This is a genomic window from Urbifossiella limnaea (genome assembly GCF_007747215.1).
Taxonomy (GTDB): Bacteria; Planctomycetota; Planctomycetia; order Gemmatales; family Gemmataceae; genus Urbifossiella; species Urbifossiella limnaea.
In genome coordinates this window covers 7564561-7589628 of sequence record NZ_CP036273.1, presented here as the reverse complement: position 1 = coordinate 7589628, position 25068 = coordinate 7564561, and the positions used below count along the sequence as shown (strand labels likewise).

Here is a 25068-nt window from a genome sequence, read left to right as displayed (position 1 = left end):
GGAGAAATGCCCGGTTCGAGTAACCCCTCCCCACCCGCACGCGCCGGCTCGAACATGCTGCTACTTCAGGCGGTGGTCACGAAGCACCAGTGCGTCCTCTGGGCGGAACGCACCATCCTCCCGACCGACGCCACCCCCAGCCGGTCGAAGGGTCGGCCGCCCGCCCACCCGTTCGCCGCGACACCCGACGAACTGGCGTCGGCGTTGGGTGCCCTGATCCCCGGCGCGGCTGCCGCCATCAAGTCGGACGCGGCCACGGTCTGGCTGCCCACCGCCGCCCGCCGCCCGGTGCCGTCGTCGCCGCTCCTCGGCGACCCGCCCGACGGAGTCCCGGAGGTCCTCGCCTGGACCGTCCCCGCCTGTCGGCCCGGCATCGCCGTCGTTCTCGATCTGCTCGCGGGCGTCGCCGAGAGCCCGACGCTGGGCGCGGGTGTCGGGGTTGGGGTCACACTGCGGTACTGGGCCGCGGCCATGCGGTTCGCCGCCGCACTCGTCACCCGGCAGCAGTTCCTCCCCGGTCTGGTTCGCCAGTCGGACGGGTGGTTCGCCCGCTGGACGCCGGTCGTCGCGGGGGGCGACGCGACCCACTTCGACCGACTGGCGAAGGCGATGCCGCCGGCGGCACGGGCCGCTGGTGCCGGGATGCCGGACCGCCCCGCGGCCGAGGTTCTCCGCGAGTTCGTCGAGTTGGTCGTGGACGAGTTGGTTCGCGGGCGGGAGCGCGAACGCGCCCGCAAAGAGTTCCCCAGCACCCACGACCGCTGGCTGCACGCCCTCCGCTCCGCCGGCGGCGCGTTCGGGGGCACGGACGCCGAAGCGGTTCAACTGAACGAGCAGGTGAGGGAGTGGCGGCGGCCGATCGCCGCGGCCGAGGCCGCCCCGTTCCGCCTCTGCTTTCGCCTGGACGAACCGGACGAAGAGGCGCACACGCAGACGTGGCAGGTGCGGTACCTGCTGCAAGCCCGCGACGACCTCAGCCTGTACGTGCCGGCCAAGGATGTATGGGCGGGGAAAGCGAAGGGCGTCCGCACCGACCCGAAGCCGCTCCTGCTCGCCGGGCTGGGACAGGCGGCCCGCCTCAGCCCCGACATCGACGCCACCCTGAAGGCCGCCGCCCCGACGGGGTTCGCCGTCACCGCCGAAGGGGCCCACCGGTTCCTCACCGAAACCGCCTGGCTGCTCGAAGAAGCGGGGTTCGGCGTGCTCTTGCCGGCGTGGTGGACCGGTCACGCCACCAGGCAAACGATCCAGGTGACGGCGAAGGTGAACAGCCCGCCGATGTCCGGCGGCGGCGGGCTGACGCTCGAAGACCTGGTGGAGTTCCGGTGGGCGGTCGCCGTCGGCGACGAGGAGTTGACCCTCAAGGAGCTGCAGGAGCTGGCGAGGCTGAAGGCACCGCTCGTCCGCCTGCGGGGCAAGTGGGTGCAGGTGAACGCCGACGACATCCGGGCCGCCATCGAACTGCTCAAGAAGAAGCCCACGCGGCTCGCCGCCGGCGAGGCGATGAAACTCGCCCTGGGGGTCACGCCGGACGGCACGCCGTTGCCCGTTCGGGGGGCGGTCGCGTCCGGCTGGGTCGAGACGTTCCTGCGACAGCTGACCGCGGCGGAGTTCGCGGAGTTGCCACCCCCCGCCGGCCTGAACGCCACGCTGCGGCCGTACCAAATACGCGGGTACTCGTGGCTCGCCTTCCTCCGCCGCTGGGGGTTGGGGGCGTGTCTGGCCGACGACATGGGGCTGGGCAAGACGCTCCAGACGCTCGCGCTGCTGGTGCGCGACCGCGAAGCCGGCGTGACGCAACCGGTGCTGCTCGTCTGCCCGATGTCGGTCGTCGGCAACTGGTCGCGGGAGGCGGCCCGGTTCGCCCCGCAGTTGCCGCTGCTGATCCACCACGGGCCGAATCGGGCGAAAACGAAAGCCGCCCTCAAGAAGGCCGCCGCGGGAACGGCGGTCGTGCTCACCAGTTACGGGCTGCTGACCCGCGACCGCGACCTGTTCGAGCCGCTTGCGTGGTCGGGCGTGATCCTCGACGAAGCGCAGACGATCAAGAACCCGAACACGAAGACCGCCCAGGCCGCGCGGGCGGTGGCCGCGGAGTACCGTGTCGCCCTGACCGGCACCCCGGTCGAGAACCACGTCGGCGACCTGTGGGCGCTCGGGCAGTTCCTCAACCCCGGCCTGCTCGGCTCGGCGGCGGCGTTCCGGCGGGAGTTCTTCACCCCGATCCAGCGGCACGGTGACCAGGCGGCCGCCGGGCGGCTGAAGAAGCTGACCGGGCCGTTCCTGCTGCGGCGGCTGAAGACCGACCCGACCGTCATCCGCGACCTGCCGGCGAAGATCGAGTCGACGGAGTTCTGCACCCTCACCCGCGAGCAGGCCACGCTGTACGCCGCCGTGGTCAACGACCTGGCCGACGCGCTCGCCGGCGCGGAAGGGATTCAGCGGAAGGGGCTCGTGCTCGCCACGCTGTCGAAGTTGAAGCAGGTGTGCAACCACCCGGCGCAGTTCCTCGGCGACCGCTCGGCGCTTCCCAACCGCTCGGGAAAACTCACCCGCCTCACGCAGATGCTGGAGGAGTTGCTGGCCGCGGGCGACAAGGCGCTGGTGTTCACCCAGTTCACCGAGATGGGGGACATCATCCGCCGCCACCTGCACGAGACGGTCGGCCGCGAGGTGCTGTTCCTGCACGGCGGGACCAGCCGCAAGCAGCGGGACGCGATGGTCGAACGCTTCCAGTCCGCCGCCGGCCCGCCGGTCTTCCTCCTCTCGCTCAAGGCCGGGGGCACCGGGCTGAACCTGACCGCGGCCACCCACGTGTTCCACTTCGACCGCTGGTGGAACCCGGCCGTCGAGGCGCAGGCCACCGACCGGGCGTTCCGCATCGGCCAGCGGCGGACGGTTCAGGTTCACCCGTTCGTCTGTTCGGGTACACTCGAGGAGAGGATCGACGAGATGCTGGCGCGGAAGCGGGACGTCGCCGCGGCGGTGGTCGGCACCGGCGAGGCGTGGTTGACCGGGCTGGGCGACGCGCAGCTGCGCGAGGTGCTGGCCCTGAGCCCCGACGCCGTCGAGGACTGACCATGTGGTACGGCGAGTTCTTCCCCAAGTCGAAGCCGCGGGCCGTCGCCGGGGGCATCAAGGCGCAGTCGAAGGCCGGCGCGTTCGGCACGACGTGGTGGGCGAAGAAGTGGATCGGCGTGCTGGAGAGTTTCAACATCGGTGCCCGCCTCGGCCGCGGCCGGAGCTACGCCCGCCAGGGCCAGGTGACGGACATCGGCATCGCACCGGGGAAGGTGACCGCGAAGGTTCAGGGGTCGCGGCCGCAACCGTACGCGGTGGTGATCGAGATCGAGAAGCTCGCGGCCACGGACTGGGACAAACTGGTCGGCGAACTGAACACCCAGGCGGCGTTCGCCGCCAAACTGCTGGCCGGCGAGATGCCGCAGGACATCGAGACGGCGTTCGCCAGGGTCGGGCTGTCGCTGTTCCCGAGCTCGTTGAAGGAGATCAAGACGGACTGCTCGTGCCCGGACTGGTCGAACCCGTGCAAGCACATCGCGGCGGTGTATTATCTGATCGGCGAGGAATTCGACCGCGACCCGTTCCTGTTGTTCCGGTTGCGCGGCACCGACCGCGAGACGATCTGCGGGCGGCTCTCTGCCGGGCCGGGGCCGAACGCGGCCGAGGCCGCTCCGCCCGCGCCACCCGAACCCGTCCCGTCGGACGCCGCGACCTTCTGGGCGAGCGGCCCGCTCCCGGCGGAGTTGTACGGCGACGTCCGGCTGCCGCCGGTCGATGCCGCCGGCCCGAAGCGCCTCGGCGGGTTCCCGTTCTGGCGCGGCACCGACCGATTTCTCGACACCCTCGTCCCGACCTATTCCGCCGCCGCTCGGCGTGGACTGACGGTGTTCGAAGCGGAGTCCATGCCCCCGGCAGCCGACCCTCCCGAGGAAAAACGAGGTGCTCGACGCCCGCAATGACTCTGTGGTGAGATGGCATGTGAGTCGCGTCTAGCGCGCGCTGTCGCCACTGACGTCGCCACGTGCATGTGGTCCACGGGGGTCGAGCCGTTTTCGAAGAAGCCGGTGACGATCGCCCGCAACCTCCGCGACCGGAAGCTGCAGCGGGCGCTGATGCGGTTCTTCAAGCCGGAGAACGACTTCCTGGTGCGCGACGCGCTGGCGCAGGCCGGCCGGGCCGACCTGATCGGCGGGTGCGCCGGCCTGATCCCCGCTCAGCCGCCGAAGGAGGCGATCGAGGCCCGACGCCGTGACGCCGACAACTACCGCACTGTCGCCAACCCCGCGACGGGCGATCCGCCCGGCGAGCGCAGGGCCCTCGACGACCGGCTACCGGCGGCGTCCTTGCCTTCCCCCCTCGCGGGCCGATAATCCTCTCACCCGATTCTTCCAGCGGAGACCGTCATGAGTCGCAAGCCGGTGAGCCTCTTGCGGGGAATCGTCCTGACGACCTGCCTTGCGGTCCTGCCCGGGTGCTCGACGGACGGGTCGAGCACCGAGGGCGGCCAACCCCCAGCACCCAAACAAGGAACTCCCGTGGCCGACGACTACAAGCCGCACCACCCCGTGAACCCGAAGAACCCCGTCGTGTTCTTCGACATCACCATCGGCGATAAGGCCGCGGGCCGCATCGAGATGGAACTGTTCGCCGACACCTGCCCCAAGACCGCCGAGAACTTCCTGCAGCTGTGCGTCGGCACCAAGAACGCCGCGGGGAAGGCGCTCGCCTACAAGGGCTCGTCGTTCCACCGCGTGATCCCGGACTTCATGTGCCAGGGGGGCGACTTCACGACCGGCGACGGCCGGGGCGGCGAGTCGATCTACGGCGGCCGGTTCGACGACGAGACCTTCAAGGGCAAGGCCGGCAAGCACTTCGGCCCCGGCACCCTGTCGATGGCCAACGCCGGGCCGAACACGAACGGCTCGCAGTTCTTCCTCTGCACGGCCGCGACGCCGCACCTCGACGGCCGGCACGTCGTGTTCGGGCAGGTCGTGAAGGGGTACGACGTGATCAAGAAGATCGAAGCCGTCGGCTCGCCGAGCGGGCGGACGTCGGCCAAGGTCGTCATCAGCGATTGCGGCAAGGTCGGGTAGGTCGTCCGAACGGAGTCCGGCGGTGGGCAAATCCCGCGGGAAATCGTCCCCGGTCCCGGCGCTGGCCGCGGCGGTCCACGCGGCCGCGCGGTCGGCGAAGTTCGTCGTGGACGGCGCGCTGCCCGCGGCCGATCCGGGGTTGGTCGTCGAAGGAATCGGGCCGGTACCGGTGCCGCTGCGGCGCGGTGCGGCGAAGGCGCTCGTCGCGGCGTGCCACGCCGCGCCCTACGGCAAGGGCACGCAGACCCTCGTCGACGACCGGGTCCGCAAGACCTTCGAGCTCGACCCGGCGCAGTTCAGCCTCGGCGCCGGGTGGACCGCGGCCGTTGCCGACGCCACGCGCACGGCCGCCCAGGCGCTCGGCCTGCCCGCCGACCGGTTGGAGGCGCGGCTGTACAAGCTGCTGGTCTACGAGAAGGGCGGGTTCTTCCTGCCGCACCGCGACAGCGAAAAGCACGACCGGATGGTGGCGAGCCTGATCGCCGTACTCCCCAACCCGTTCGAGGGCGGAACGCTGGTCGTGCGGCACGGCCCCGCCGAGGAGAAGATCCCGTTCCGGGACGCCGCCTCGGGAACGGGCGCCTGGTTCGCCGCGTTCTACGCCGACTGCGAACACGAAGTGGCGCGGGTGACCGCGGGGGTTCGCATCGCCCTGGCCTACAACCTGGTGCTGGCGCCGGGCGCGGCGGTCCGACCCGCGACCCCCGCGGCCCCGGCCGACGCACTGGTCGAGGCGATCGGGTCGTGGGTCGCGCGTCACCCGACGAAGCCGCTCGTGTTCGCGCTGGACCACCACTACACGCAGCGCGGCCTCTCCCTCGACTTGCTGAAGGGGGCGGACCGGACGCTCGCGGCGGGCGTCGCGGCCGCGGCGGGCCACGCCGGGTGCCTCGTCCACCTGGCGCAGGTGTCGCGCCACCTCACGAATTCCGCGTTCGACGAGTACGACCGCTACGGCTACGGCGACAGGCGGACGCGACTACAAGGCGGGCAGCAGATCCGTGTCGGCGAGGAGATCGAGGACGAACTGTACGCCGAGGAGTGGGCCGACCTGGACGGCAAGAAGCAGTCGTGGGGCGCCGTCGCGCTCGACTCCGTGGCCGTCGTTTCCGCCACGCCGCTCGACGACTGGAAGCCGACGGCCGAGGAGTACGAGGGCTACACGGGCAACGCCGGCAACACCCTCGACCGCTGGTACCACCGCTCGGCGGTCGTCGTCTGGCCCCGCGACCGCCACTACGACGTGGTCACCCGCGGCCACGCGGCCGCGTGCGTCCCGCAGTTCCGCTCGATGGTCAAGGGGCTGTCGAAGACGCCGAAGGCGAAGCGCGACGCGGCCCGCGGCGAGTGCCTCCGGTTCGCCCGCGCCCTCGTGGCGAACTGGCCCCACCGGTACGCGCACTTCCGCGAAGGCACCTCGCCCTGCGACCAATTCCCGGCCGCCCTCCTGGCGCTGCACGACCGGGACGCCGTCGCGGCCTTCCTGACCGTCCTGGCGGAGCGGGACGAGGCGACGCCCCTCAAGACGTTCGTCGCCGCCGCGTGCCGCGAGTTCGGGTGGGACGCGTTCGAGCGGGAGTTGAAGCTGTTGATTTCACCCCGTGCGGACCAGTACGGACACCGGCGGGACCTCGCGCCGCGCGACCTCGAGTGGCTCGCGGAGGTCTGCGGCGAGACGACGCACGACCCCGAGTGGCGGCTTCTCGTCGGGGAGTTGTGCCGGGTCGCGGTCGGCCGCTTCTGCGAGCGCGACGCCCGCCCGCGGTGGGGGCGGGACTGCACGACCGCGACCGCCGCGGAGAAGTCACTTCCCGACCTGCTCCGGGCGCTGGCCGCCGCCGGCCGCGACGACGACTTCGCGCGGGTGATCCGGTACGTTCGGGAATCACCGTCCGACTTCACACTGGACTACGGCCAGGTTCCCGCGCTGAAAGAGCTGGTCCCGTGGTCGCGCGAGCGGTTCGGGTCGGTCTACCCGCCGCTCCGGGCGTGGCTCGACGCGGTGCGGGCCGAGCTCGAACGGGCGACGGCCGCCGAGCCGACCCCGCCGGCGGACTGGGCCCGGCCGGCCACGGTCGAGTGCCGGTGCAACTTCTGTACGCAACTCAACACCTTCCTCGCCGACCCGGCCGCCGGGGTCGGCCGCATCCCGGCGGGCGAGGACAGCCGCCGCCACGTGATTCAACAGGTCGAGCGGCACCGGAGCGACGTGACCCACCGCCTCGAGCGCACCGGGCGGCCCTACACCCTGGTCCTCACGAAGACGACCGGCTCCTACGACCGGGCCGTGCAGCGCTACAAGACGGACTGCCGCCTGCTGCGCGAGTTGCCGTCGGCCCCCTGACACCGCCCGATCCCGCCAGGATCAGCTCCGTCATGCGGACGGCCCCTGACGTCGCCACGTGCATGTGGTCCGCGGGGATCGAGCCGTTCACGAAGGAGCCGGTGACGATCGCCCGCAACCTCCGCGACTACGAGCTCCGGAGACGGAGTGGTGCCGACCTGATCGGCGGGTGCGACGGCCTGATCCCGGGGCACCCGCCGAAGGAGGCGATCGAGTATCCTTGCGAGTGGGTGACCACGGGCGAGCGGGCGAGCGTGGCCGCACGCGGCCCCCAACTCGAAGCCGGATCCCTCACTTGCCCGGCCCGACCCGCTTGAGTTCGAGCACCACGTCGGCCCCCGTCGGGTCGACGGACTTCGGTCGCGGCTTGCCGGCCCACTCCTTCCCCTTCCACTGCCCGACGACGCAGGCCACCGTCAGCTTGTCGCCGTCCAGTTCGTAGATGCCGAGTACGTCCGTGCCCGTCTTCTTCGCGTCGTGCGACCGGTGGTCCCACACCTTCGGGCTGGCGGTCGGGTCGATCTCGAACGTCCCCGCCCACAACTCCTTGCCGTCCTTGTCCTGGGCCGCGTAGCCGCCGTCCTTGCGGAACACCAGCCGGCGGGCGTCCTTCGTCGCCCCGTCCGGCCGGACGGTCACGATCTCCCAGGTGCCGGTAAACGTCTCCAGCGCCTTCGCGCCCGCCGCCTTCCTGACCTCGGCCGCCCTCGGCTCGTCCGCAGCGCCCACGCCCGCGACGGCCAACCACACCACGCCCAGCATGCACCGCTTCATCGTTCCCCCCCTGTTGGTTGATCGGGTTTAGCGCTGCCCGCCGGAGGCGAGGATGATCTCGCCGGTCAGCCAGCCGGAGTCGTCCGAGGCGAGGAACGCCACCACCTTGGCGATGTCGGCCGGCGTCCCGATGCGGCCGAGCGGGGTCCGGGCGACCAGTTGCTGCTCGAACTCGCTCCCCACGCCGTACAGCCCGGCCGCCCTGGTCCCCTCGCTCAGCGTGGCCCCCGGGTTGACGGAGTTGACCCGGATGTGTCGGGGGGCCAGCTCCTTGGCCAGCACGCCGGTGATGGCGTCCAGGGCGGCCTTGCTGGCCGAGTAGATCGAGTAGCCGGGCGGGCACATCCGGGAGGCCCCGGAGCCGATGTTGATCACGCTCCCGCCGGCCGGCCCGAAGTGCCCGAGCGATTCCCGGACGACCAGCAGCGGGCCGAGCACGTTCGTGTCGAACTCCCGGTGGAACTCGTCCTCGGTCACCGCCTCCAGCGGCATCGCGGCGTAGACCCCGGCGTTGTTCACGAGGACGTCGAGCGCGCCGAACGCGCGCGTGACCTCCGCGAGCATTCGGGCCACGTCGGCCGCCCTGGACACGTCGCCGGGAACCGCGACGGCCCGCCCGCCGGCCTGCGTGATCTCGCCGACCACCGCTACCGCTCCGCTTTGATCGGTGGCGTAGTTCACGCCGACCGCCGCCCCGGCCGCGGCCAGCTCCCGGGCGATGCCGGCCCCGATCCCCTTCGACGCCCCGGTCACCAGGGCCACTCTGCCGTGCAGTTTCGACATGGCTCGACCTCCTGCCCCCGTAGACACGGCGGGAGGCCGACTGTGACAACGGCGGATCGGATTGACTCAGTCGAGGTGCAGGGCCGTGCGGACGTCCGGTCGGTCGAAGACCCGCCGGAGCCAGTCGATCTGGTCCGGCGGCTCAAGGAACGGGTGATCGCGATACACGGCCGCGTACTGGCGGTCGAGTACGTCCTCGATCTCGCGAACCGTGCCGGCCGCGGCCTCCCGGACCCGCCGGACGTGCAGCGGGACGAACAGCAGGTGAGCGGGATCGACGTGCCCGTTGTCGATGAACCCCTTCGTCTTCTTGGGGCAGCGGCACGGGTTGCTCGCGTTCACCAGCCCGCACTGGCCGTGCATGAACTGGTACAGGTCGCGGCGGGCGCGCGACAGACACTGCCGGAAGTTGTCCGCCGACACCTCCAGGATGTCGCCCCCGACGGCGTCGCTGACGCCGAAGATCTCGCCGAGCGTGAACACGAGCCGCTGCCTGCGGTCGAGACACATCAGCATCCCGGTCGTGCAGGTGAGTTTCGCCTCCTCGACGAGGAGCGGCACGTCCACGGGCACGGTCTTCGGGTCGGGCAGGTCCAAATCGGGCGTGTCGGTGATGGCCGCGGCGTAGGACGCGAACGTCTGCGGCCGGAGTTCGCCGCCGCGCCGCTTCATGTTCAGGACGTGGTTCGCGGCGATGCGGTAGAGCCAGGTGCGGAACCGGCTCTCGCCCCGGAACGTGCTGAGCCGGGTGACGGCCTTGATGAGCACCTCCTGGGTCACCTCCTCGGCGTCCTGCGGGTGGAAGACCATGCGGACGGCGACGTTGTAGACCCACGCCTGGTGCCGCAGGACCAACTGTTCGAGCGCGGCGCGGTCGCCGTTCCTGGCCTGTTCCACCAACTCGGCGTCGCCCGAGCCGCTCCCGGCCACCTCGCTGAACGGGTTGAACACGAGTCCCCTCTCTGATCCAAAGAAATCGACACGGTCGGTATGGAACTCCCCGGCGACTTGGACACGGGAGGCGTGCGATTGTGACAGCGCGGGCCGGAGAATGTGGTGATCGATTCGCGGGACGCGGTCAGCCAATCCGCCAAGACATCGCCACGTGGAAAAAGCGATAGCGGGACGAAGACCGAGTGGTGCCGACGTGGGCCGAAGGGTCGTTCGCGGGGTTCGCGCCGACTCGTCCGGACGGACGGCGAACCGCGTTGTTCCAGCGACCGGCTTCGCGTTCCAGTTCGAATTTTGCGACCGGGTGAACTTTTCCCCGGTAAGGCGTCCGGCGAGTCGAATCCTACCCATCGGTTCAGCTTCCGCCGGCGAGTCGGGTTGGGGATGATAGCGGCCACCCGCCATTCCCCCCGAGCCCCGAGTCATGGACGACTCCACCGACCCGACCGACCGCCTCCTGCAACGGGCCGCCGACCGCCTGACCGGGCACCCCAAGCGGCTGTTCCAGGCCGAGGTCGCCGTCGCCCTGTGCGGCGGCAGCGCCCGCCGGGCCGAGCGGCGGTTCGGGTGGGGCCGGGACGCCGTGCGCACCGGCCTTCACGAGCTGGCGTCCGGCATCCGGTGCGTCGACAACTTCCCGGCCCGGGGGCGGGTGCGGACGGAGGACGCCGACACGTCCCTCGCCGCCGACATCCGGGACCTGGTCGAGCCCCGGACCCACGCCGACCCGGAACTCAAGACCGACCGCCGGTACACCGACCTGGCCGCCCGGGAGGTCCTCGCCCGGCTCCGCGCCAGCGGGTACGCGGACGCCGACCTGCCGGCCGAGCGGACGATGCGGGACATCCTCAACCGGATGGGGTACCGGCTGGCCCGGGTGCGGAAGGGGCGGCCGCTGAAGAAGACGGCCGACACCGACCTCATCTTCGCCAACGTCGTGGCCGCCCGGGCGGCGGCCGCGGCCGACCCGGGGAGTCTGGAAATCTCGGTCGATACCAAGGCGAAGGTGGCCGAGGGTGCATACGTCCGCGGGGGGAAAAACCCGGACGGCCGGTGACGGGTCGTCCGCCAAGGGGTTGGACCACGACCCGCCGCCGGCCCGGAAGTGGACCCCGCTGGGCATCCTGATGGTCGCGACCGGGGCGCTGTCCTTGTTCTTCGGCCCGCGGGAGACGAGCGACCTGTGGGCGGACGGGCTGGGGCGGTGGTGGGACCGGGTGAAGGGCGGGCTCGGGCACGTCCGCCGGCTGGTCGTGTACCTCGACAACGGGCCGAACTGCTCGGGCTCCCGGACCCAGTTCCTCAAGCGGATGGTGGCGTTCGCCGACGCCTCCGGGCTGGTCGTCCGGCTCGTCTACTACCCGCCGTACCACAGCAAGTACAACCCGGTCGAGCGGTGCTGGTCGGCGCTGGAGCGGAAGTGGCGGGGCGGGCTGCTGACGAGCCTGGCGGTCATCCTCGGGTACGCCCGGCGAATGACCTGGCAGGGGGAGGCGCCGGCGGTGGACACCCTGTCGGGCGGGTACCCCAGCGGTGTGACGCTGACGAAGGCCGAGATGCGGCCGGTCGAAGCCCGGCTGGAGCGGTCGAAGACGCTACCCAAGTACGACATCACCATCCGCCCCCGGAAGCCGAGGGGTAGGTAGCGTTTCACCTGCCGGACGCCTAATCGGCGTCGAAGTCTTGGTGTCGCGCACCGGGATGCCGTCCTGTCGCTCCCGCCGTGCGAATCACCGCCCTCGGCCGCGTGGCGGAGCCACGCCGCCCTCCGGGTCGCCGGCAACCCGCCGGACGGCGGGGTTCTGGGCGAGACGCCGTGTGACCTCCCCCTCCCGCCTAACCAGGGACGGCTCGGTTCGGGCGCACCTGGCCGGGCGGTTCGTTTTGCTGTCTCCGGTCGCCCTGCTCCACCGAACCCGGCCGGTTCATCACCGGCCCGACGAATGTCACCCGACCTCCCGCCGCTCCGCCTGCTCGACGCCCTCCCCCAACTCGTCTGGGCCGCCGGCCCGTCCGGGGAGTTGGAGTACGTCAACAACCGGTGCGCCGAGTACACCGGCATCCCCGCCGACGACCTCCTCGGCTGGGAGTGGGGGTGGCTCGTCCACCCGGAGGACCTGCCGGACACCCTGAACCGGTGGGCGGCCGCCCGCCAGTTGGTCCGCCCGTACCACGCCGAGCACCGGCTCCGACGGGCGGACGGGCGGTACCGGTGTTTCGTCTCCCGCGCCGAGCCGACGGTCGACGCCGGCGGCGTGGTGGTCGGGTGGGTGGGCACCAGCACCGACATCGACGACTTCCGCCGGGCCGGCGCCGCGACCCGGGAGGCGACCGGGTTGATCCGGGCGTTCGTCGAGCGGGCGCCGGTCGGGTGCGTCCTCGTCGGAAGCGACCGGGTGGTCCGGTACGCGAACCCCTGGTTCGCCGGGCTGCTCGGCTACCCGCCCGGAGCCCTGGCCGGTGCCGACGCCGCCGACTGGGTCCACCCGGACGACCGGCGGGGGTTGGCGGCGGCCGCGACCGACCTCCTCGGCCGGCCGGGCGGGCAGGCGGACGGGTGTGCCCGGCTGCGGCGCGCCGACGGGACGTACCACCGCGTCCGGCTCCGGGTCACCAACCTACTCCCGGACCCGGACGTGCGGGCGCTGGCCGTCGCCGTCGAGGCGCCGGCCGCCGGGTAGCCCCTGAACGACCGCGAAGTTGGGCTGACGGGCGAAAACGGCCGGCCTCGCCCGGGCCGGCGTGCTACATGCAGGATACCCGGTCGGCTGTCCGCGGGCGGCGTTCCGCCAGCCGGTCGGTTCGCGCGACTCCTCGCAGTTGATCCCGCCGAGGACGGCCTGATGCCCTGGAGCGAACTCGACGACCCCCCGAGCCTCCCCCCCGACCCTGCCGGGTCGCGGTCCGCCGAGAAGGCCTACCGGGTCCACGCCGCCCGGGTCTACACGGTCGCGCTCCGGCTGCTCGGCGACCCCGCCGGCGCCGAGGCCGTCACCCACGAGATACTACCCCAGATCGTCCGCCGGCCCGCGCTCGCCCCGGACGAGTCGCCCCACCGGTCGTGGCTGTACCGGGTTACCGTCAACGCGGTGCTCGCCCGGCGGCGGGCGCGGGCCGGCGCGCCGGCCCCACGGCCGGAGCCCGGCGCGACCGCCGGGCCGAACCCGGGGATCCAGTTCGAGGCGGCGATCCGGGGGCTCCCTGAAGTCTGCCGCGACCCGTTCGTGCTGGCCGACGTCGAGGGCCTACCGGTGGCCGAGGTCGCAAGCCTGATCGGCGTGAGCGCGGCGGAGGTCAGGGACCGGCTCCACCAGGCCCGCCTCCGGCTCCGGGCCGCGCTGAGGTCGGCGTCGTGACGGGCGGCCGGCGCCGACGAACCGGGTTGCGTCCGGGACGTTCGTGACGTAGGGTTGTACCGGACCACGGCCGGAGCCAACCGCAGCCGGGTCCGACTCACCCCCCAGGGCAGCCGCCGATGCGCCCGGTTCAGGCTCCAGTCAGCGATTCCGATTCCCTTTCGACAACCCCGCTTCCCGCCCGCGCCGCCCCGGTGCTCCCGCCCGGCGCGGCGGCGTGCGAGCGGGTCACGACCTTGTTCGGTGCGTTCCGAGACGGGGCTCTCCCGGAGTTGCTCCGCACCGGCATCGCCCACCACCTGGAAGCGTGCGCGACGTGCCGGGTCCGGGCGAACGACTACCGGGAGGTGATCCGCCTCGCCGGCTCGCTCCCCCCGATCACGCCGCCGCCGGCGGTGGCGGCCCGGCTCCTCGCCACGATCCGGGCAGCTGCGGCACGGCCCGCCTCCGGCGAGCTCGACGACACCCGGCCCGACATCCACATCCTCTGACACTTCTCGCCCTCGGGCCGCGCGGGCTTTTCACGGGCTCGGTTGGCGGCGGGTCGATTCGTGGCCCGGCTCGGGCATGACCGGCCGGGCGCCCGACTCGCGGGCGTGCGGCACGGAGTTCGACGGCCCCCGCGCCCCCCGGCGTCCGCGGACGAGCTGGGCGTCTGGGTCGGGCCCGCGGGGCCGCCGGCCGGGACGCCGTCCCCGGCGCGCGGCCTGGGGCAGGCCCCGCCCCGGCACGCGGTCGCCGCCCGCCCCGCCCCCGGAGGCGGCCCCGGTCGCGGACTGGCTCCGGCAGGAGGCGGACCGGTTCAACGCCTTCGTGGCCGCGCAGCTGGAGCACGTCCGCGTGTGGTGGGAGGAGGTGGCCCGGACGGCGGCGGCCGAGGCGGCGGCGGTCACCTGGGAGCAGGACCTCAACCGCCGGGCGGCCGAGTTGGCCGGCCGGGCCGCCGCCCTCGACCGCCGGGACGCGGACCTCGCCCGGCGGGCGGCCGAACTGGGCCGACGGGCGGCCGAGGTGGACCGGACGGAGGCGGCCCTCCACCGGCGGCTGGCGGAGGCGGACGAGGTCGAGGAGGAGCTCCGCGAGCACTGCGACGCCCTGGAGCGCGACCTCGCCACCCGCGGCCGCGCGGCGGCCGAGGAGGCCGTCTTCCGCCGCCCCGCGGCCGGCCGCGCGGCCCCCGGGCCGCGGGGGTAGGGGAGGCGGCGGCCGGCGACCCGGCGGGCCCCGCCGCGTCACGCCCAGTACCGGCCACCGCCGCGGTGGCGCCCGCGGGTCGGGCCGGGTATCATGGGGGCACCTCACGAGGTGGCAGACCGTGGCACACCGTGGCAGACGGGACGCGGACGAACGGCTCGCCGCCCTCCTGGCCGCCGGCCGGACCGTCCGGGAGGCGGCCGGCGAGGCCCAGGTGAGCGAGCGGACCGCCCACCGCCGCCAGGCCGACCCCGCGTTCGCGGCGCGGGTCGCCGAGCTCCGCGGCCAGATGGTCGCCGCCGCGACCGGGCGGCTCGCCGACGGGCTGGGCGAGGCGGTCGGCGTCCTCCGGGCCCTCCTCGCCCACGACAACCCGGCCGTCCGCCTCCGGGCGGCGGCCAAGGTCGTCGAGCTCGGGGTCAAGCTCGTCGTGGCGGCGGACGAGGCCCGCCGGCTCGAGGCCCTGGAGGAGCAGATGGATCGGCTCGACGCCGAAGCGGGCGGGCCCGGCGAGCGCTGACCCGGCCCGGCCCGGACGGCCGCCGGCCCGGCACGCGCCGGCGACCCGTCGAGACCAGTCGCCCGGCCGGTCAGCCGCCGGGCGGCTTCGACTCGGGCGGGGCGGCCGCCCGGCGGGGCTTCGCCCGGGCCGCCCCGCCGGCGCGGCCCACGGCCGCCAGCTCCCGGCGGGCCAGCTCCCGCCACTCGCCGCCGCCCGGGTCGGCGTACGGGAGCGTCATCCGGGTCCCCCCGCAGTGCCCGCACGGGGCGCCGTGCCACGGGTAGTCCGGCCAGAACGGCCGGCGGAGCCCGCAGCCGAGGCACACCTCCTCCCAGACGTCCTGGTCGGGCGGGCTGTCGGCGAAGGGAGCGGCCAGCCGCCGGAGGAGGTCCGGGGACACGTCGGGCGGGATCCGCGAGATGAGGTTGGCGAGCCGGCCGATCCACTTGTTCGCCCACCCGCCGCACGCGAGCGCGGCCGGGTCCGCCGCCCGCGCCCGGAGGTCCGGGGGGAGGCGGGCGAAGAAGAGGACGGTCGCGGCGGGCTTCAACTCGGGGTCCTCGATCTGCCGGCGGGCGGCGCCCCCGGGGGGCCAGAGCTGGGCATAAAACTGGCGGACCTGCTGGTCGTGGTCGGCGTAGGCCGCCAGCGCGTCCCGCCCGGCCGCGGAGGCGAGCAGCGGCCCCACCTCGGCGAGGGCGGCGGCCCAGCCGATGCCGGCGGGCTCGGGCGCCGGCGGGTGAAGGGCGGCCAGGCGGGCGGCCCGCCGCTCGAGCCGGCGGATCTGACGGTCGAGGCTCACGGCTGGGCTCCGCGGACCGCGGGGGCCGACGGACAAGACCGTTCGGGCGCCCCTATCCGCCATTATACCCATCGCACGCCGCAGTCCTCCAGAGGTCGGCCGCCTCATTCGCCCGCGAGGCTGGCAAATTCGGGCCGGGATGATGCCGGCCGCCCGTCCGGCAGTGGCCTGACACACGGCCCCGGCGCAAGCGGATGGTACACGCCGACCCCACCGGCCGCCGCGGTGAGACGGCGCGGATGCTGACCCGCGCTCGAGCTGTTCGTGTGTGCCGAGGTGGGCCAGCGAGCCGCTGGCGGCCGGTCGATTCCCGCCGGGTCGTCACTTCGCGGGTATGGGACGCCCCTTGTCGTCCAGCCTTCCCTTGCGCTGCAGGAATTCCCGAACGGCCAGTTTGGTGAGGAACGCCACCGACCGCCCTTCGTACTCCTCACTGTCCGCGGTCATCGCCTTGAGGATGTCGCCGTACTCCTTGGGTATGGCGGTGTACGTGACCTTGTCACGGCTCGGGTACCGGGCGGGCTGCTCGGCGTTTCCTTTCTTCGGAGGTCTCGGCATGGGACTTAGAGTACCCGAACTGAGTCACGAACGGGAAGTGTGACAGCGCCAGCTCCTACCACATTGCACTGTGCGCATCTGCAGTACATTGTTTACTTACCAGTCAAGCGCAATTTGCTTTGCTCTATACCAAGCAATTTGGTATACTGGCATCGTCACCTTCCCGCGGGGGTAGTCATGGCTCCCGGGCGTGTCGTTCCCGCCTCCGGAAGCCGGTCCCGGGCTTCGTCGAGGCGTCGTGCCGGCCCGCACTCCCGCGGCGGCCGGGCCGGGCGGGGCATCGAGGCTGACGACTTCGGTCGCGGCGTGCGGCGCGACGCCAGGATCGAAGCAGGGCCGCGGTCGACTGCCGGGCGGCGGGGTCCGGCTCACTCGACCCGCACGGGGGGCGACGCATGAGCCGGGCCGGGTATGTCTACCTCCTCCGGCACCCGTCCGCTGGGGTCTTCAAGATCGGCCGGGCTACGTCCACCGAGGAGCGGACCCGGCTCCTCGCTCGGGTCGCGGGCGGCCTGTGCGAGGTCGTCCACCTGATCACGACGGACGACGCCCCGCGGCTGGAGGCCGAACTCCACCGCACTCACCGGCCGCCCCTGACGCCCGGCGAGTGGTTCCACTTGTCCGCGGGCGCGGTCGTGGCGATTCGCGAGACGGCCGCAATCGTCTACCGGACGCTCGACACGGCCCGGCCGAGCGACACGCCGGTCCCGTGCACCGTCGCCGGCGCCGGCACAGGCGTCTGCCGGGTACCGAACCGTGTCCGGCGATCGGCATCGGGAAGGTGATGCCGATCGGACCGGCCTGCGACGGGCCACGGCCGGGAGCCCGCAGCCTCGAACCGGGCGGGCCGCCTGACGCGGAGCGACTGACTGGTGATTAGCACGGAATCCGGGAGGACCTGGATTCGCCCTAAACACCACAATGATTGATAGAAAAATTACGCTGACAAATAATTTATAAAATTGTCTAGTAGTTTTTGTGTCGGCGCAGGTGAAGCACCACAGCCACCACGTCCGGCCCTCGACCCGCCACCGGGAAGCCGCACCCGGCGGCCTGGTTGGTCGGCTGGCCGATCAGTCGCGGCAGGTGGGCACAGGCGGTGTTGTGGTGGAGCAACTGGAAGACGAAGAGGTGGATGGTGGTGACCGGGTCGAGTAGTCGCTCTCGCTACGTGTGGCCCGCCTCCTGGCAAAGCCGACGGATGACATCCGGGGAGAGTACCGCGGCGATGTCCGCGCGGATCTGTTGCAACGCGGCCGTCGGAGAAAAGATCATCCTGACCTCCGGGGCGAGAACCGAAGGTCAGGATAAACGTGGCGTTACGGCTAATCTTCACGGCATTCCGGGAGAGCCCCTTCCTGATGCCGATCACCACCGGCCGGAAGATCCGGAACATCCGCTGCTCGTCGTGGCCGCCCGACACGCGCGGTGAGCGTGGGCTACCTCCGTGACCGCGTCTGCTTCACAGCGGCGGACTACTCGCGCGTCGGACACCGACCGTGGGGATGAACCGGCTTGGCAAGAGCAGCCGGGACGTCTTCAGACGGAACGGGGCTACGGCATCGATTTAATGACGAATGTACTAGAGACGATCGATCAGTCAGGCGGCAGGTCGTCCACTAGCTCACCGACAGTGACCCCCAGCGCGGTCGCGACCGCTGTCAGTGTCGACAGGGGAAGGTCCCGTGACACCCCACCCACGATCCGCGAGATCGTGACTCGGTGAACCCCGGTCTCCCGGGCAAGCCACGCGACACCCGCCCCGCGCTCGTCGAGCAGGTGCCGGATCCGTTCGGCGAGGGCCCCGGTAAGCCGTCGTTTGGCCACGACCACGCCCAGTTCGGTGCACTGTCTTCCCCGCTACCGCGATTGACAGTTTGGTAGCAACGATGCTGCCATGCCCGCGGAGGTAGCAACGACGCTACCATGCCCGCGGAGGTAGCAACGACGCTACCATGCCCGCGGAGGCGGTCCCTTCGCCCATCAAGTAGGCGGCCGGCGGGCCACCCTGAGAAAGTTCCCCGCCGGCCGCCCTCCTCATCCCCATTACGGAGGACGAGTGCGTGTTACTCTATCCGCCCATCTTCGCCGGCGTCAACGTCGGCGACTCTCACTCTCTTGACCCCGACCCGCTCGCGCCCGGGCAAACGTGCCCGGCCTGTCGAGGCGTCTCGACGTTCTTCCACCGCGACCCCGCGACCGGGCCCGAACTGGTGTGCACTGACTGCCTGACCGGGGCGTTCGACACCACCGACCCGTCGCCCCTACCGCCGACACTGAGGGTGCGGGTTTTGGGCCCGCTTCCCGGCTCCCACCTCGTGATCCTCGAATACTACCTGGACCCGCCGGCGGCCCCTTGCCCGATGCCGCGCGGTGGGGCTGCACTAAAGGGTCCGGGTCGCGAATCCACGCCGAGACGCGCGCCCGCGCACCGCCACGCCACGCCGTAGCCGCCCCGGCGGCTCATCCGGATCGCGACGCTTCCGAGGGCCGGAATGCTGGTACAGACTCCGGTCCACCCGAGAAGAAGGGCCGCCGGCAGCAATCACGGCTCCAGCCAGACCCGCGACACGTCCAGCGTCACGGGCTCCGGCGTGCGGACCACGAACAGCTGCACGTATCGGACGTCGGCCAGGTCGAGCGGAGCGGGGCGGGTCTGCGGGGCGAGGTCGCCCAGGTCGAGGCGGAGGACGTGGTCGCCGGCCAGAAACTGACGTTCGACCTGCACGTGCGTTGTCCCGGCCCCGCGGCCCGCCCCCGACCGGACCGAAACCACCAGCGTGACCGGCCGGTCGCCGACCCGGAACGCCCAGCACAGCCACCGGTGCCCGCGGAAGTCGGGGACGACCGGCCGCAACGCGGCCGACGAGTACGGCTCCGGCCCCGGGAGCAGGATGACCCGCCCCGCCCCGCCGTCCCGCGTGACAGCCGCCTGGTCGCACACCCAGCGGCGGACCTCCCGCTCCGTCCGGAAGTCCGCCAGGGTCGGGAACGTGGACCGGCCGTCCACGGTGTCGGCCAGGTACGGGGCGACCTCGGCGACCGGCCAGACTAGCAGGCCGAGGGCGAGGACCGCGTAACTGAGCCGGCCGCCCCGCCCGCGGCGGGCGTCCCACGCCCGCACCCCGGCGGCGGCGGCCGCCGCCCCGGCCGTACTCCGCAGAAAGTCGGCCCAAACCCCGGACCGCTCGACCCAAGGCTGAACGACCTCAGCCGCCCCGGCGGCGGCGACCGCCAGGGCGAACGCCCCCCGGAGCGACCAGCCCCCCGCCGCCCGCAGGACCAGGACGAGGACGGCGAACAGGGGGACGTGCCCGAAGTCGAGGATATGGTCCTGCCACGGCCCGAGCCGCCGGGTCGGAATCTCGACGAGCAGGAGCGCGGCCGTGGTCGCGGCCGCGAGGGCGACCCAGACGGTCTGTCGCCGCCGGTGGACGCCCGCCTCGTCCGGCGGGTGTGGTCGCGTCGGAAACCTAGTCCGGGGCGCAAGCCCGGGCGGGGGGTCTGAACCCCCGCCCGGGCTTGCGTCCCGGACTTACAGGCTTCTGGCCCCAATTCGTAGGTACGCCCCCGGCCCGAGCGGGCCGAGAGGCGGCGGGTGTGCCGCCACCCCTGGTCCGTGCCGTCGCTACCGGGGGTCATGGGGTGGGGGATGGACGGGACGAGGACCAGCCGGCGCGTCGCGGACGCCCTGGAGATGGTCGTGGGACCGGCTTCCAGCCGGCCAGGGACAGGCCGGCTGGAAGCCGGCCCCACGACCGACGCCCGGTAGGGATTTCTTGCGAACCGTATCACAGCCGACGTGCATGGAGCGCATGGACGGTCCCCCCCGCGGTGCAGAGGAGGACGAGGTCGGTGTACGCCCGGGACCGCTCGACCAGCTGCACGGCGTGCCGCTCCTCCCGCGGCCCGACCTCCACGAACAGCCGCCCGCCCGGCCGCAACAGCCGCGGCGCCTCCTGGAGAGCCCGCATCACGACCGACAGCCCGAACGGGCCGCCGTCGAACGCCTCCCGCGGCTCGTGCCGCAGGTCGGCCCGGTCGTCCAGCAGCTTCGTCGGAATGTACGGCGGATTGCACAGCACGGCGTCCACCCGGCCGTCGAGCCACTCCCCGACGAGCGGGGCGTACAGGTCGCCCTGGAACACCCGAACCCGGCCGCCCAGCCCCAGTTCCCGCACGTTTCGTCGTGTGAGATCGACGCACGGGTCCGTCAGGTCGGTCGCCCACACGTCGGCCGCGGGGACGGCGGCCGCGATCGCGCAGGCCAGGTTCCCCGACCCGCAGCACACGTCCACCACCCGGACCGCCTCGCCGGCCGGCCGGCCGGCCAGGACGGTGTTCAGGAAGTCGATCGCAGCCCGGGCCAGGAGTTCCGTCTCCGGCCGGGGAACGAGTACCCCCGGCGCGACCAACAGGTCGAGCCCCATGAACGTGGCGCGGCCGCGGCCGTAGGCGGCCGACACCTCACACCCGCTGCCCGGGTTCCGTTCCGCCATGGTCCGTCTCTCCCCGTCAGCTGGCGCGGTCACTCGGCTCGACGGCCTCGACCAGCAGCGGCGGTTGGTGCAGGTAGCGGGTGGCGCGGCGCTTCGCCTGGATGTCCCGGAAGACGTGCTCGACCTGTTCCGCGGTCAGCCCGACGGCGGCGGCCGCCTCCGCCTCGGGGATGCCGTGATTGAACGCGTACAGGCACAGGTCCATCTGCTCGTAGGGCAGGGCGAAGTAGAACTCCTCCTGCGACTGCGGCAGCGAGTAGGTGTCGGTCGTCGGCCGGCGGCGGCGGACCTCGGCGGGCACCCCGAGGTACTCGGCCAGTTGGTAAACCTGGGTCTTGTACAGGTGGGCGATCGGCTTGACATCGGCCGCCCCGTCCCCGTTCTTGACGAAGAACCCCTGGTCGTACTCCAGCCGGTTCGGGGTGCCGACCACGGCGTAGTTGAGCCGGTCGGCGTGGTAGTACTCGACCTGCTTGCGGGTCCGCTGCTTCATGTTCGTCGCGGCCACGATCCCGAGGTACGCGACCAGCGGCAGCCGGGTCCGGGTCTGGGTGCCGTCCGGGGCCTGGACCACCAGGGTGAACAGGTTGTACGCCGCCCCGGACAGCGCCCCCGGGAGGACGATCTTGCTCTTGTACCCCGGCCCGTAGTCCGGGACGACCTGGCGGATGAACTCGTCCCGCCGCCGGTAGCACCCCGCCGCCTCCAGGATCGGGGCGATGTCCTCCAGTTCCGCCGGGGTGCCGTGCGTCTCGGCGACGAGCCGCCCCAGCCGTAGGCTCTCCGGGTCGGAGTCGGCCTCGGGCATGAACACGCCGAGGGTGCGGTCCGGCCCGAACGCCCGGGCGCACAGGGCGGCGCACACGCTGCTGTCCACGCCCCCGGACAGGCCGAGTACGCCGCCGCGGCGGCGGAGGGTGCCGAGTACCTGCTCCTTGAGCGCGGCTGTGATCCGGTCGGTTTCTCGGGCCGGGTCAAGGCGGAGAACAGCGGGACCGAAAGCGGGCAGGGTCAATTGTTTTCCCCACGTCATGGGTGCGCCGTGCGATCGCCATCGTGCTGGCAACTGTCCAGTTTAGCCAGGGTAAAGGTGACGAACGGTAGACACCACTCCGCATCCAGCCGGGACAGGGATGAGTTCCCACGATGGATAGCGTACAGCAGGTCGGGGTCGCGGGAGTGGACGGCGACGCCCAGCCCGCAGCACCTGTACCGAGCGTGTCGGTCGTCGAGCTCGCGGAGATGCCGCGGGTCTGCCATCCCCTCCAACGCCGCCGACCCCTGCGCCCAGGCGTCGAACATTAGGTGGTCGAACACCAGCCCGGCAGTCGGGCCGGCCGCACCGACTTGCACCACCCGGCTCAGCCCACCGGGGTTCAAGTAGTACGCGAACCACCCGACCGACCGCCGATCCCGGTCGCGGACCACGGCGGTGCGGAACCGGCCGAGCCCGGTGCTCGCGGCAGCCGCCCCGAGCAAGCGAGAGAGCGAGTCCGCGTCGTACGCCGGGCGGAGTGCCGACTTCCTCGGCAGGGAGTCCCAGCAAGCTAGCACCGTGGTGGCGTCGGCCTCCGTCGCCGACCCCGCCGGCTGCCGTACCCGGTACGGGCCGAACGGCAACCGGCCGGCCACTGCGTCAACCACCCACCCAAGCGGTTGGGCCACCTGGAGAAGTGAGCGGAACCGGACCCGCTTGCCAGTCGCCGTGAGTCGATGCCGGAGGGGGCGAAACACCCGCATCCAGTCGAGGCAGAGGAGTGGAACTACGTCCCCCCCGAGTATCTGCCAGAGCCGGGCGGCATTGTCCTGCGCGCCGTCAGCGTAGGAGAAGTCCTGGGGCCCAGCGAGGAACCGCTTGAGCAGGTCGATGGCGGCGAACCCGCATTCGGTCGTCGGATCGACCATCAACTGGGTCGGGACGGCGTACCTCTTCGGCCGGCCGCGGAAGGTCGCGCGGCGGGACAGCACGCCGAGGAACCCAATCACCTTCCCGCCGTTCGTGCAGACCAATGAGGGCAGATCGGGCAGGTTCAGAGGGTCGCGTAAAAACGCGTCCCGAAAGTAGTCCTGAAGCAAGGCGGGCGGGGAGACCTCGGCCTTGTGGTACGCTCGGAGCCACAAGGCGGCGACGGCCGGCACGTCCTCGTCACGGAACTCGCGGATCCCGGTCGCCGTCCTGCCGGCTGCGTCTTGGGTCGCCATCACCGGCCTCCGAATCATCCCAACTCCCGGCTCCGACAACGCGGTGACACGCGGCTCATCCATCTTGAAGCACAAGGATCTTGACCAGTCGATCGTACCACAAGAAGACGGCGGCCGCACCGGGCTAAGCCGACCCGTCGTCCCTGAGAACCTCGGCCTGTACCTCGCCGCGGCGGATCTTCCCGGTGTCGGTCTTGGGCAGTTCGGCACGGAACTCGACCAGCCGGGGGACCATGAAGTCCTCCAGGTGGGCGGCGCAGTGGGCGACCACGTCCCGGGCGGTCAGGCCGGCGTCGTCCGTCGGGGCGATGACGGCCTTCAGGGCCATCCCGAGCACCGGGTCGGGGACGCCGACCACCGCCGCCTCGCGGACCCCGGGCAGCGCGTAGAGGACGTTCTCGACCTCCTTCGGGCTGACCTTCTCGCCGCGGCTCTTGATGATGTCGTCCTTGCGGCCGACGAAGTACAGGAACCCCTCCTCGTCGGCCTTGAACAGGTCGCCGGTGTGGAGCACCTTCTCCCAGGGGTACGGCCCCGGGCGGAGCATCCGGTCGGTCGCTTCCGGGTTCTCCCAGTAGCCCTTCATCACGTGGCCGCCGCGGATCACCAGCTCGCCCACCGCCCCCGGGCCGAGCCGCTCCCCGCCGTCGCCGACGACGTACGCCTCGGTCCCGGGGATGGCCTTGCCCACCGACCCGGGCCGCGTGGCGAGTTGGTCCGGCGGCAGGTACGTGCAGCGCTTGCACTCGGTGAGCCCGTACATCGAGAAGACGCGGGTCGTCGGGAACAGCTCCTGGAGCTTGCGGATGTGGGCCGGCGGCAGCGCGGCGGCGGTGTTCGAGAGGTACCGCAGGTGTGGGAACCGGCCCGGCGTCAGGTCGCGCATCTTCAGCAGCAGGGCCGCGATCGTGGGGACGACCGGGAACCCGGTCGCCCGCTCGGCCTCGAGCTTCTGCAGAACCACCGCCGGGAACGCGAACGACTGCTCCAGCACCACCGTCATCCCGAGCTTCGCCGCCATCAGCACCTGGTACAGGCCGTAGTCGAACGCCAGCGGCAGGACGCTCAGGATGATGTCGTCCGGGGTGTTCTCCAGGTACGTGGTGATCGAGGTGGCGGCGAAGTCGATGTTCTGGTGGGTCATCATGACCCCCTTGGGGAACCCGGTGGACCCCGAGGTGTAGATGATCATGGCCAGGTCGATGTCGACGCCCGGCTCCGGCGGCGGGTCGGCCGGCGCGCCGGCGAGGGCGTCCGCCCACGCCACTCCGCCGCGGACGGCCGGCTCCCCGATCGCGCCGGCCACCACGGTCGCGCGGACTGACGGCGCCTGCCCCACGGCCGGCCCGGCGGCCGCGAGCAGCCGCTGGCTGGTGACCACGGCCGCGGCCCGGCAGTTGTTCAGCACGTAGGCGAGCTTGTCCGCCTTCGTGGTCGGGTTGACCACCGAGAACACCCCGCCGGCCTTGAGGACGGCGAAGAGGGCGGCCACCGCCTCGACCGAGTTGTCCAGGAAGACCACGACGCGGTCGCCGCGGCCCGCCCCGCGCGCCCGGAGGGCGTGCGCCAGCCGGTTGGCGGTCGCGTCGAGTTCGGCGAAGCTGACCCGGGCGTCGCCCACCACCAGGGCGGTCTTGTCCGGGTGCCGGGCGGCGCTGTCGGCGAGGAACCGTTCAACCCGCACGGCGCGCCCCCTCGTCGGCGGGGAGCTTCCGCCGGACCAGCGCCGCCACCCCGGCGATCGAGTCGAGGTTGGCCGGGACGACCTCGTCGTCGGCGACCCGGACGCCGAACGTGTCTTCGACGAACGTGACGAGTTCCAGCACGCCCATCGAGTCGATCAGTCCCGCCCCCAGGAACGACTCGGTGTCGGCCAGGGTCGCGGCCGTCCCGCCGAACTGGTAGTTGTCCGCGACGAACGCCCGGACCCGCTGCTCGATGGTCGTCGTTTTCTCTTGCGTCAGCACGGGAGAACCTTTCCGGTGAGGG

26 protein-coding genes are annotated in these 25068 nt (G+C 72.1%); 14 read left to right on the top strand and 12 right to left on the bottom strand.

Going from position 1 to position 25068, the window contains the following annotated elements:
- The first annotated feature begins 54 nt into the window (after window positions 1–54).
- The 6 genes from ETAA1_RS30615 (at window position 55) to ETAA1_RS30590 (ending at window position 7775) form a co-directional block, all read left to right on the top strand.
- A complete protein-coding gene (locus ETAA1_RS30615; RefSeq protein ID WP_145244391.1) occupies window positions 55–3078 on the top strand; it encodes a DEAD/DEAH box helicase in 3024 nt (1007 codons plus the stop codon).
- Between the two features lie 2 nt (window positions 3079–3080).
- Window positions 3081–3980 (top strand): SWIM zinc finger family protein, encoded by a 900-nt coding sequence (locus ETAA1_RS30610; protein WP_145244390.1) that lies wholly within the window; start codon window positions 3081–3083, stop codon window positions 3978–3980.
- 105 nt (window positions 3981–4085) lie between these two features.
- Entirely contained in the window at window positions 4086–4391 is a 306-nt protein-coding gene (locus ETAA1_RS30605) for a DUF3362 domain-containing protein (protein WP_238389326.1), read from the top strand.
- Between the two features lie 165 nt (window positions 4392–4556).
- Complete coding sequence (locus ETAA1_RS30600; RefSeq protein WP_390621259.1) at window positions 4557–5114, top strand: peptidylprolyl isomerase; 558 nt, start codon at window positions 4557–4559, stop codon at window positions 5112–5114.
- Window positions 5115–5136: 22 nt separating this feature from the next.
- Window positions 5137–7458, top strand: a complete 2322-nt coding sequence (locus ETAA1_RS30595) for a 2OG-Fe(II) oxygenase (RefSeq protein WP_202920538.1) — start codon at window positions 5137–5139, stop codon at window positions 7456–7458.
- 32 nt (window positions 7459–7490) lie between these two features.
- Window positions 7491–7775, top strand: a complete 285-nt coding sequence (locus ETAA1_RS30590; protein WP_145244386.1) for a hypothetical protein — start codon at window positions 7491–7493, stop codon at window positions 7773–7775.
- Here ETAA1_RS30590 and ETAA1_RS30585 read toward each other — a convergent pair.
- The 3 genes from ETAA1_RS30585 to ETAA1_RS30575 all read right to left on the bottom strand — a co-directional run bounded on the left by ETAA1_RS30585 (window position 7750) and on the right by ETAA1_RS30575 (window position 9966).
- A complete protein-coding gene (locus tag ETAA1_RS30585; protein ID WP_145244385.1) occupies window positions 7750–8232 on the bottom strand; it encodes a TIGR03067 domain-containing protein in 483 nt (160 codons plus the stop codon). The two genes, ETAA1_RS30590 and ETAA1_RS30585, sit on opposite strands and share 26 nt — an antisense overlap.
- Before the next feature lie 27 nt (window positions 8233–8259).
- Window positions 8260–9015, bottom strand: coding sequence for an SDR family NAD(P)-dependent oxidoreductase (locus tag ETAA1_RS30580; RefSeq protein WP_145244384.1), 756 nt, complete (start codon window positions 9013–9015; stop codon window positions 8260–8262).
- Between the two features lie 66 nt (window positions 9016–9081).
- Complete coding sequence (locus tag ETAA1_RS30575) at window positions 9082–9966, bottom strand: RNA polymerase sigma factor (RefSeq protein WP_145244383.1); 885 nt, start codon at window positions 9964–9966, stop codon at window positions 9082–9084.
- 424 nt (window positions 9967–10390) lie between these two features.
- On the opposite strand from ETAA1_RS30575, the gene ETAA1_RS33665 reads away from it, so the two are divergent.
- The 7 genes from ETAA1_RS33665 to ETAA1_RS30540 all read left to right on the top strand — a co-directional run bounded on the left by ETAA1_RS33665 (window position 10391) and on the right by ETAA1_RS30540 (window position 15036).
- Complete coding sequence (locus tag ETAA1_RS33665; protein ID WP_145242808.1) at window positions 10391–11023, top strand: ISAzo13-like element transposase-related protein; 633 nt, start codon at window positions 10391–10393, stop codon at window positions 11021–11023.
- Window positions 10983–11612 carry an ISAzo13-like element transposase-related protein gene (locus ETAA1_RS33660; RefSeq protein WP_261341993.1) on the top strand — a complete coding sequence of 210 codons (630 nt, stop codon included), beginning with the start codon at window positions 10983–10985 and terminating at the stop codon, window positions 11610–11612. Before ETAA1_RS33665 ends, ETAA1_RS33660 begins: the two co-directional genes overlap by 41 nt.
- Window positions 11613–11909: 297 nt before the next feature.
- Entirely contained in the window at window positions 11910–12647 is a 738-nt protein-coding gene (locus tag ETAA1_RS30560) for a PAS domain-containing protein (RefSeq protein WP_145244382.1), read from the top strand.
- 162 nt (window positions 12648–12809) lie between these two features.
- On the top strand, window positions 12810–13322 hold the full coding sequence (locus ETAA1_RS30555; protein WP_145244381.1) for an RNA polymerase sigma factor: 513 nt from the start codon (window positions 12810–12812) through the stop codon (window positions 13320–13322).
- 194 nt (window positions 13323–13516) lie between these two features.
- Window positions 13517–13813 carry an anti-sigma factor family protein gene (locus ETAA1_RS30550; RefSeq protein WP_202920537.1) on the top strand — a complete coding sequence of 99 codons (297 nt, stop codon included), beginning with the start codon at window positions 13517–13519 and terminating at the stop codon, window positions 13811–13813.
- Between the two features lie 322 nt (window positions 13814–14135).
- Entirely contained in the window at window positions 14136–14516 is a 381-nt protein-coding gene (locus ETAA1_RS32590; protein WP_202920536.1) for a hypothetical protein, read from the top strand.
- A gap of 121 nt (window positions 14517–14637) precedes the next feature.
- Window positions 14638–15036, top strand: a complete 399-nt coding sequence (locus tag ETAA1_RS30540) for a hypothetical protein (protein ID WP_145244379.1) — start codon at window positions 14638–14640, stop codon at window positions 15034–15036.
- A gap of 70 nt (window positions 15037–15106) precedes the next feature.
- On the opposite strand, the gene ETAA1_RS30535 is transcribed toward ETAA1_RS30540, so the two are convergent.
- Both ETAA1_RS30535 and ETAA1_RS30530 read right to left on the bottom strand, forming a co-directional pair.
- Window positions 15107–15820: a hypothetical protein gene (locus ETAA1_RS30535; RefSeq protein ID WP_145244378.1), complete on the bottom strand. Its 714-nt coding sequence runs from the start codon at window positions 15818–15820 to the stop codon at window positions 15107–15109.
- 321 nt (window positions 15821–16141) lie between these two features.
- A complete protein-coding gene (locus ETAA1_RS30530; RefSeq protein ID WP_145244377.1) occupies window positions 16142–16378 on the bottom strand; it encodes a hypothetical protein in 237 nt (78 codons plus the stop codon).
- A gap of 395 nt (window positions 16379–16773) precedes the next feature.
- Between ETAA1_RS30530 and ETAA1_RS30525 the strand changes: the two genes are divergently transcribed.
- Window positions 16774–17163 (top strand): GIY-YIG nuclease family protein, encoded by a 390-nt coding sequence (locus tag ETAA1_RS30525; RefSeq protein ID WP_145244376.1) that lies wholly within the window; start codon window positions 16774–16776, stop codon window positions 17161–17163.
- Window positions 17164–17974: 811 nt separating this feature from the next.
- Here ETAA1_RS30525 and ETAA1_RS30520 read toward each other — a convergent pair.
- From ETAA1_RS30520 to ETAA1_RS30490, 7 genes are all read right to left on the bottom strand, one after another.
- A complete protein-coding gene (locus ETAA1_RS30520; protein WP_202920535.1) occupies window positions 17975–18211 on the bottom strand; it encodes a helix-turn-helix domain-containing protein in 237 nt (78 codons plus the stop codon).
- A 712-nt stretch (window positions 18212–18923) separates the two neighbouring features.
- On the bottom strand, window positions 18924–19502 hold the full coding sequence (locus tag ETAA1_RS30515) for a hypothetical protein (protein WP_145244374.1): 579 nt from the start codon (window positions 19500–19502) through the stop codon (window positions 18924–18926).
- 667 nt (window positions 19503–20169) lie between these two features.
- Entirely contained in the window at window positions 20170–20877 is a 708-nt protein-coding gene (locus tag ETAA1_RS30510) for a N5-glutamine methyltransferase family protein (RefSeq protein ID WP_145244373.1), read from the bottom strand.
- Window positions 20878–20893: 16 nt separating this feature from the next.
- Window positions 20894–21892 carry an NAD(+) synthase gene (gene nadE, locus ETAA1_RS30505; RefSeq protein WP_202920534.1) on the bottom strand — a complete coding sequence of 333 codons (999 nt, stop codon included), beginning with the start codon at window positions 21890–21892 and terminating at the stop codon, window positions 20894–20896.
- A gap of 14 nt (window positions 21893–21906) precedes the next feature.
- On the bottom strand, window positions 21907–23079 hold the full coding sequence (locus ETAA1_RS30500; RefSeq protein ID WP_145244371.1) for a GNAT family N-acetyltransferase: 1173 nt from the start codon (window positions 23077–23079) through the stop codon (window positions 21907–21909).
- 124 nt (window positions 23080–23203) lie between these two features.
- Window positions 23204–24763 carry a class I adenylate-forming enzyme family protein gene (locus tag ETAA1_RS30495; protein WP_145244370.1) on the bottom strand — a complete coding sequence of 520 codons (1560 nt, stop codon included), beginning with the start codon at window positions 24761–24763 and terminating at the stop codon, window positions 23204–23206.
- Window positions 24753–25046 carry an acyl carrier protein gene (locus tag ETAA1_RS30490; RefSeq protein ID WP_202920533.1) on the bottom strand — a complete coding sequence of 98 codons (294 nt, stop codon included), beginning with the start codon at window positions 25044–25046 and terminating at the stop codon, window positions 24753–24755. The genes ETAA1_RS30495 and ETAA1_RS30490 overlap by 11 nt, the downstream gene beginning before the upstream one ends.
- Window positions 25047–25068 lie beyond the last annotated feature (22 nt).

Bases quoted from the DNA above. Each gene is read 5' to 3' on its own strand.
- ETAA1_RS30615 (WP_145244391.1), top strand. From the start codon at position 55: ATGCTGCTACTTCAGGCGGTGGTCACGAAGCACCAGTGCGTCCTCTGG.
- ETAA1_RS30610 (WP_145244390.1), top strand. From the start codon at position 3,081: ATGTGGTACGGCGAGTTCTTCCCCAAGTCGAAGCCGCGGGCCGTCGCC.
- ETAA1_RS30590 (WP_145244386.1), top strand. From the start codon at position 7,491: ATGCGGACGGCCCCTGACGTCGCCACGTGCATGTGGTCCGCGGGGATC.
- ETAA1_RS30585 (WP_145244385.1), bottom strand. From the start codon at position 8,232: ATGAAGCGGTGCATGCTGGGCGTGGTGTGGTTGGCCGTCGCGGGCGTG.
- ETAA1_RS30580 (WP_145244384.1), bottom strand. From the start codon at position 9,015: ATGTCGAAACTGCACGGCAGAGTGGCCCTGGTGACCGGGGCGTCGAAG.
- ETAA1_RS33665 (WP_145242808.1), top strand. From the start codon at position 10,391: ATGGACGACTCCACCGACCCGACCGACCGCCTCCTGCAACGGGCCGCC.
- ETAA1_RS30560 (WP_145244382.1), top strand. From the start codon at position 11,910: ATGTCACCCGACCTCCCGCCGCTCCGCCTGCTCGACGCCCTCCCCCAA.
- ETAA1_RS30555 (WP_145244381.1), top strand. From the start codon at position 12,810: ATGCCCTGGAGCGAACTCGACGACCCCCCGAGCCTCCCCCCCGACCCT.
- ETAA1_RS30530 (WP_145244377.1), bottom strand. From the start codon at position 16,378: ATGCCGAGACCTCCGAAGAAAGGAAACGCCGAGCAGCCCGCCCGGTAC.
- ETAA1_RS30525 (WP_145244376.1), top strand. From the start codon at position 16,774: ATGAGCCGGGCCGGGTATGTCTACCTCCTCCGGCACCCGTCCGCTGGG.
- ETAA1_RS30510 (WP_145244373.1), bottom strand. From the start codon at position 20,877: ATGGCGGAACGGAACCCGGGCAGCGGGTGTGAGGTGTCGGCCGCCTAC.
- ETAA1_RS30500 (WP_145244371.1), bottom strand. From the start codon at position 23,079: ATGGCGACCCAAGACGCAGCCGGCAGGACGGCGACCGGGATCCGCGAG.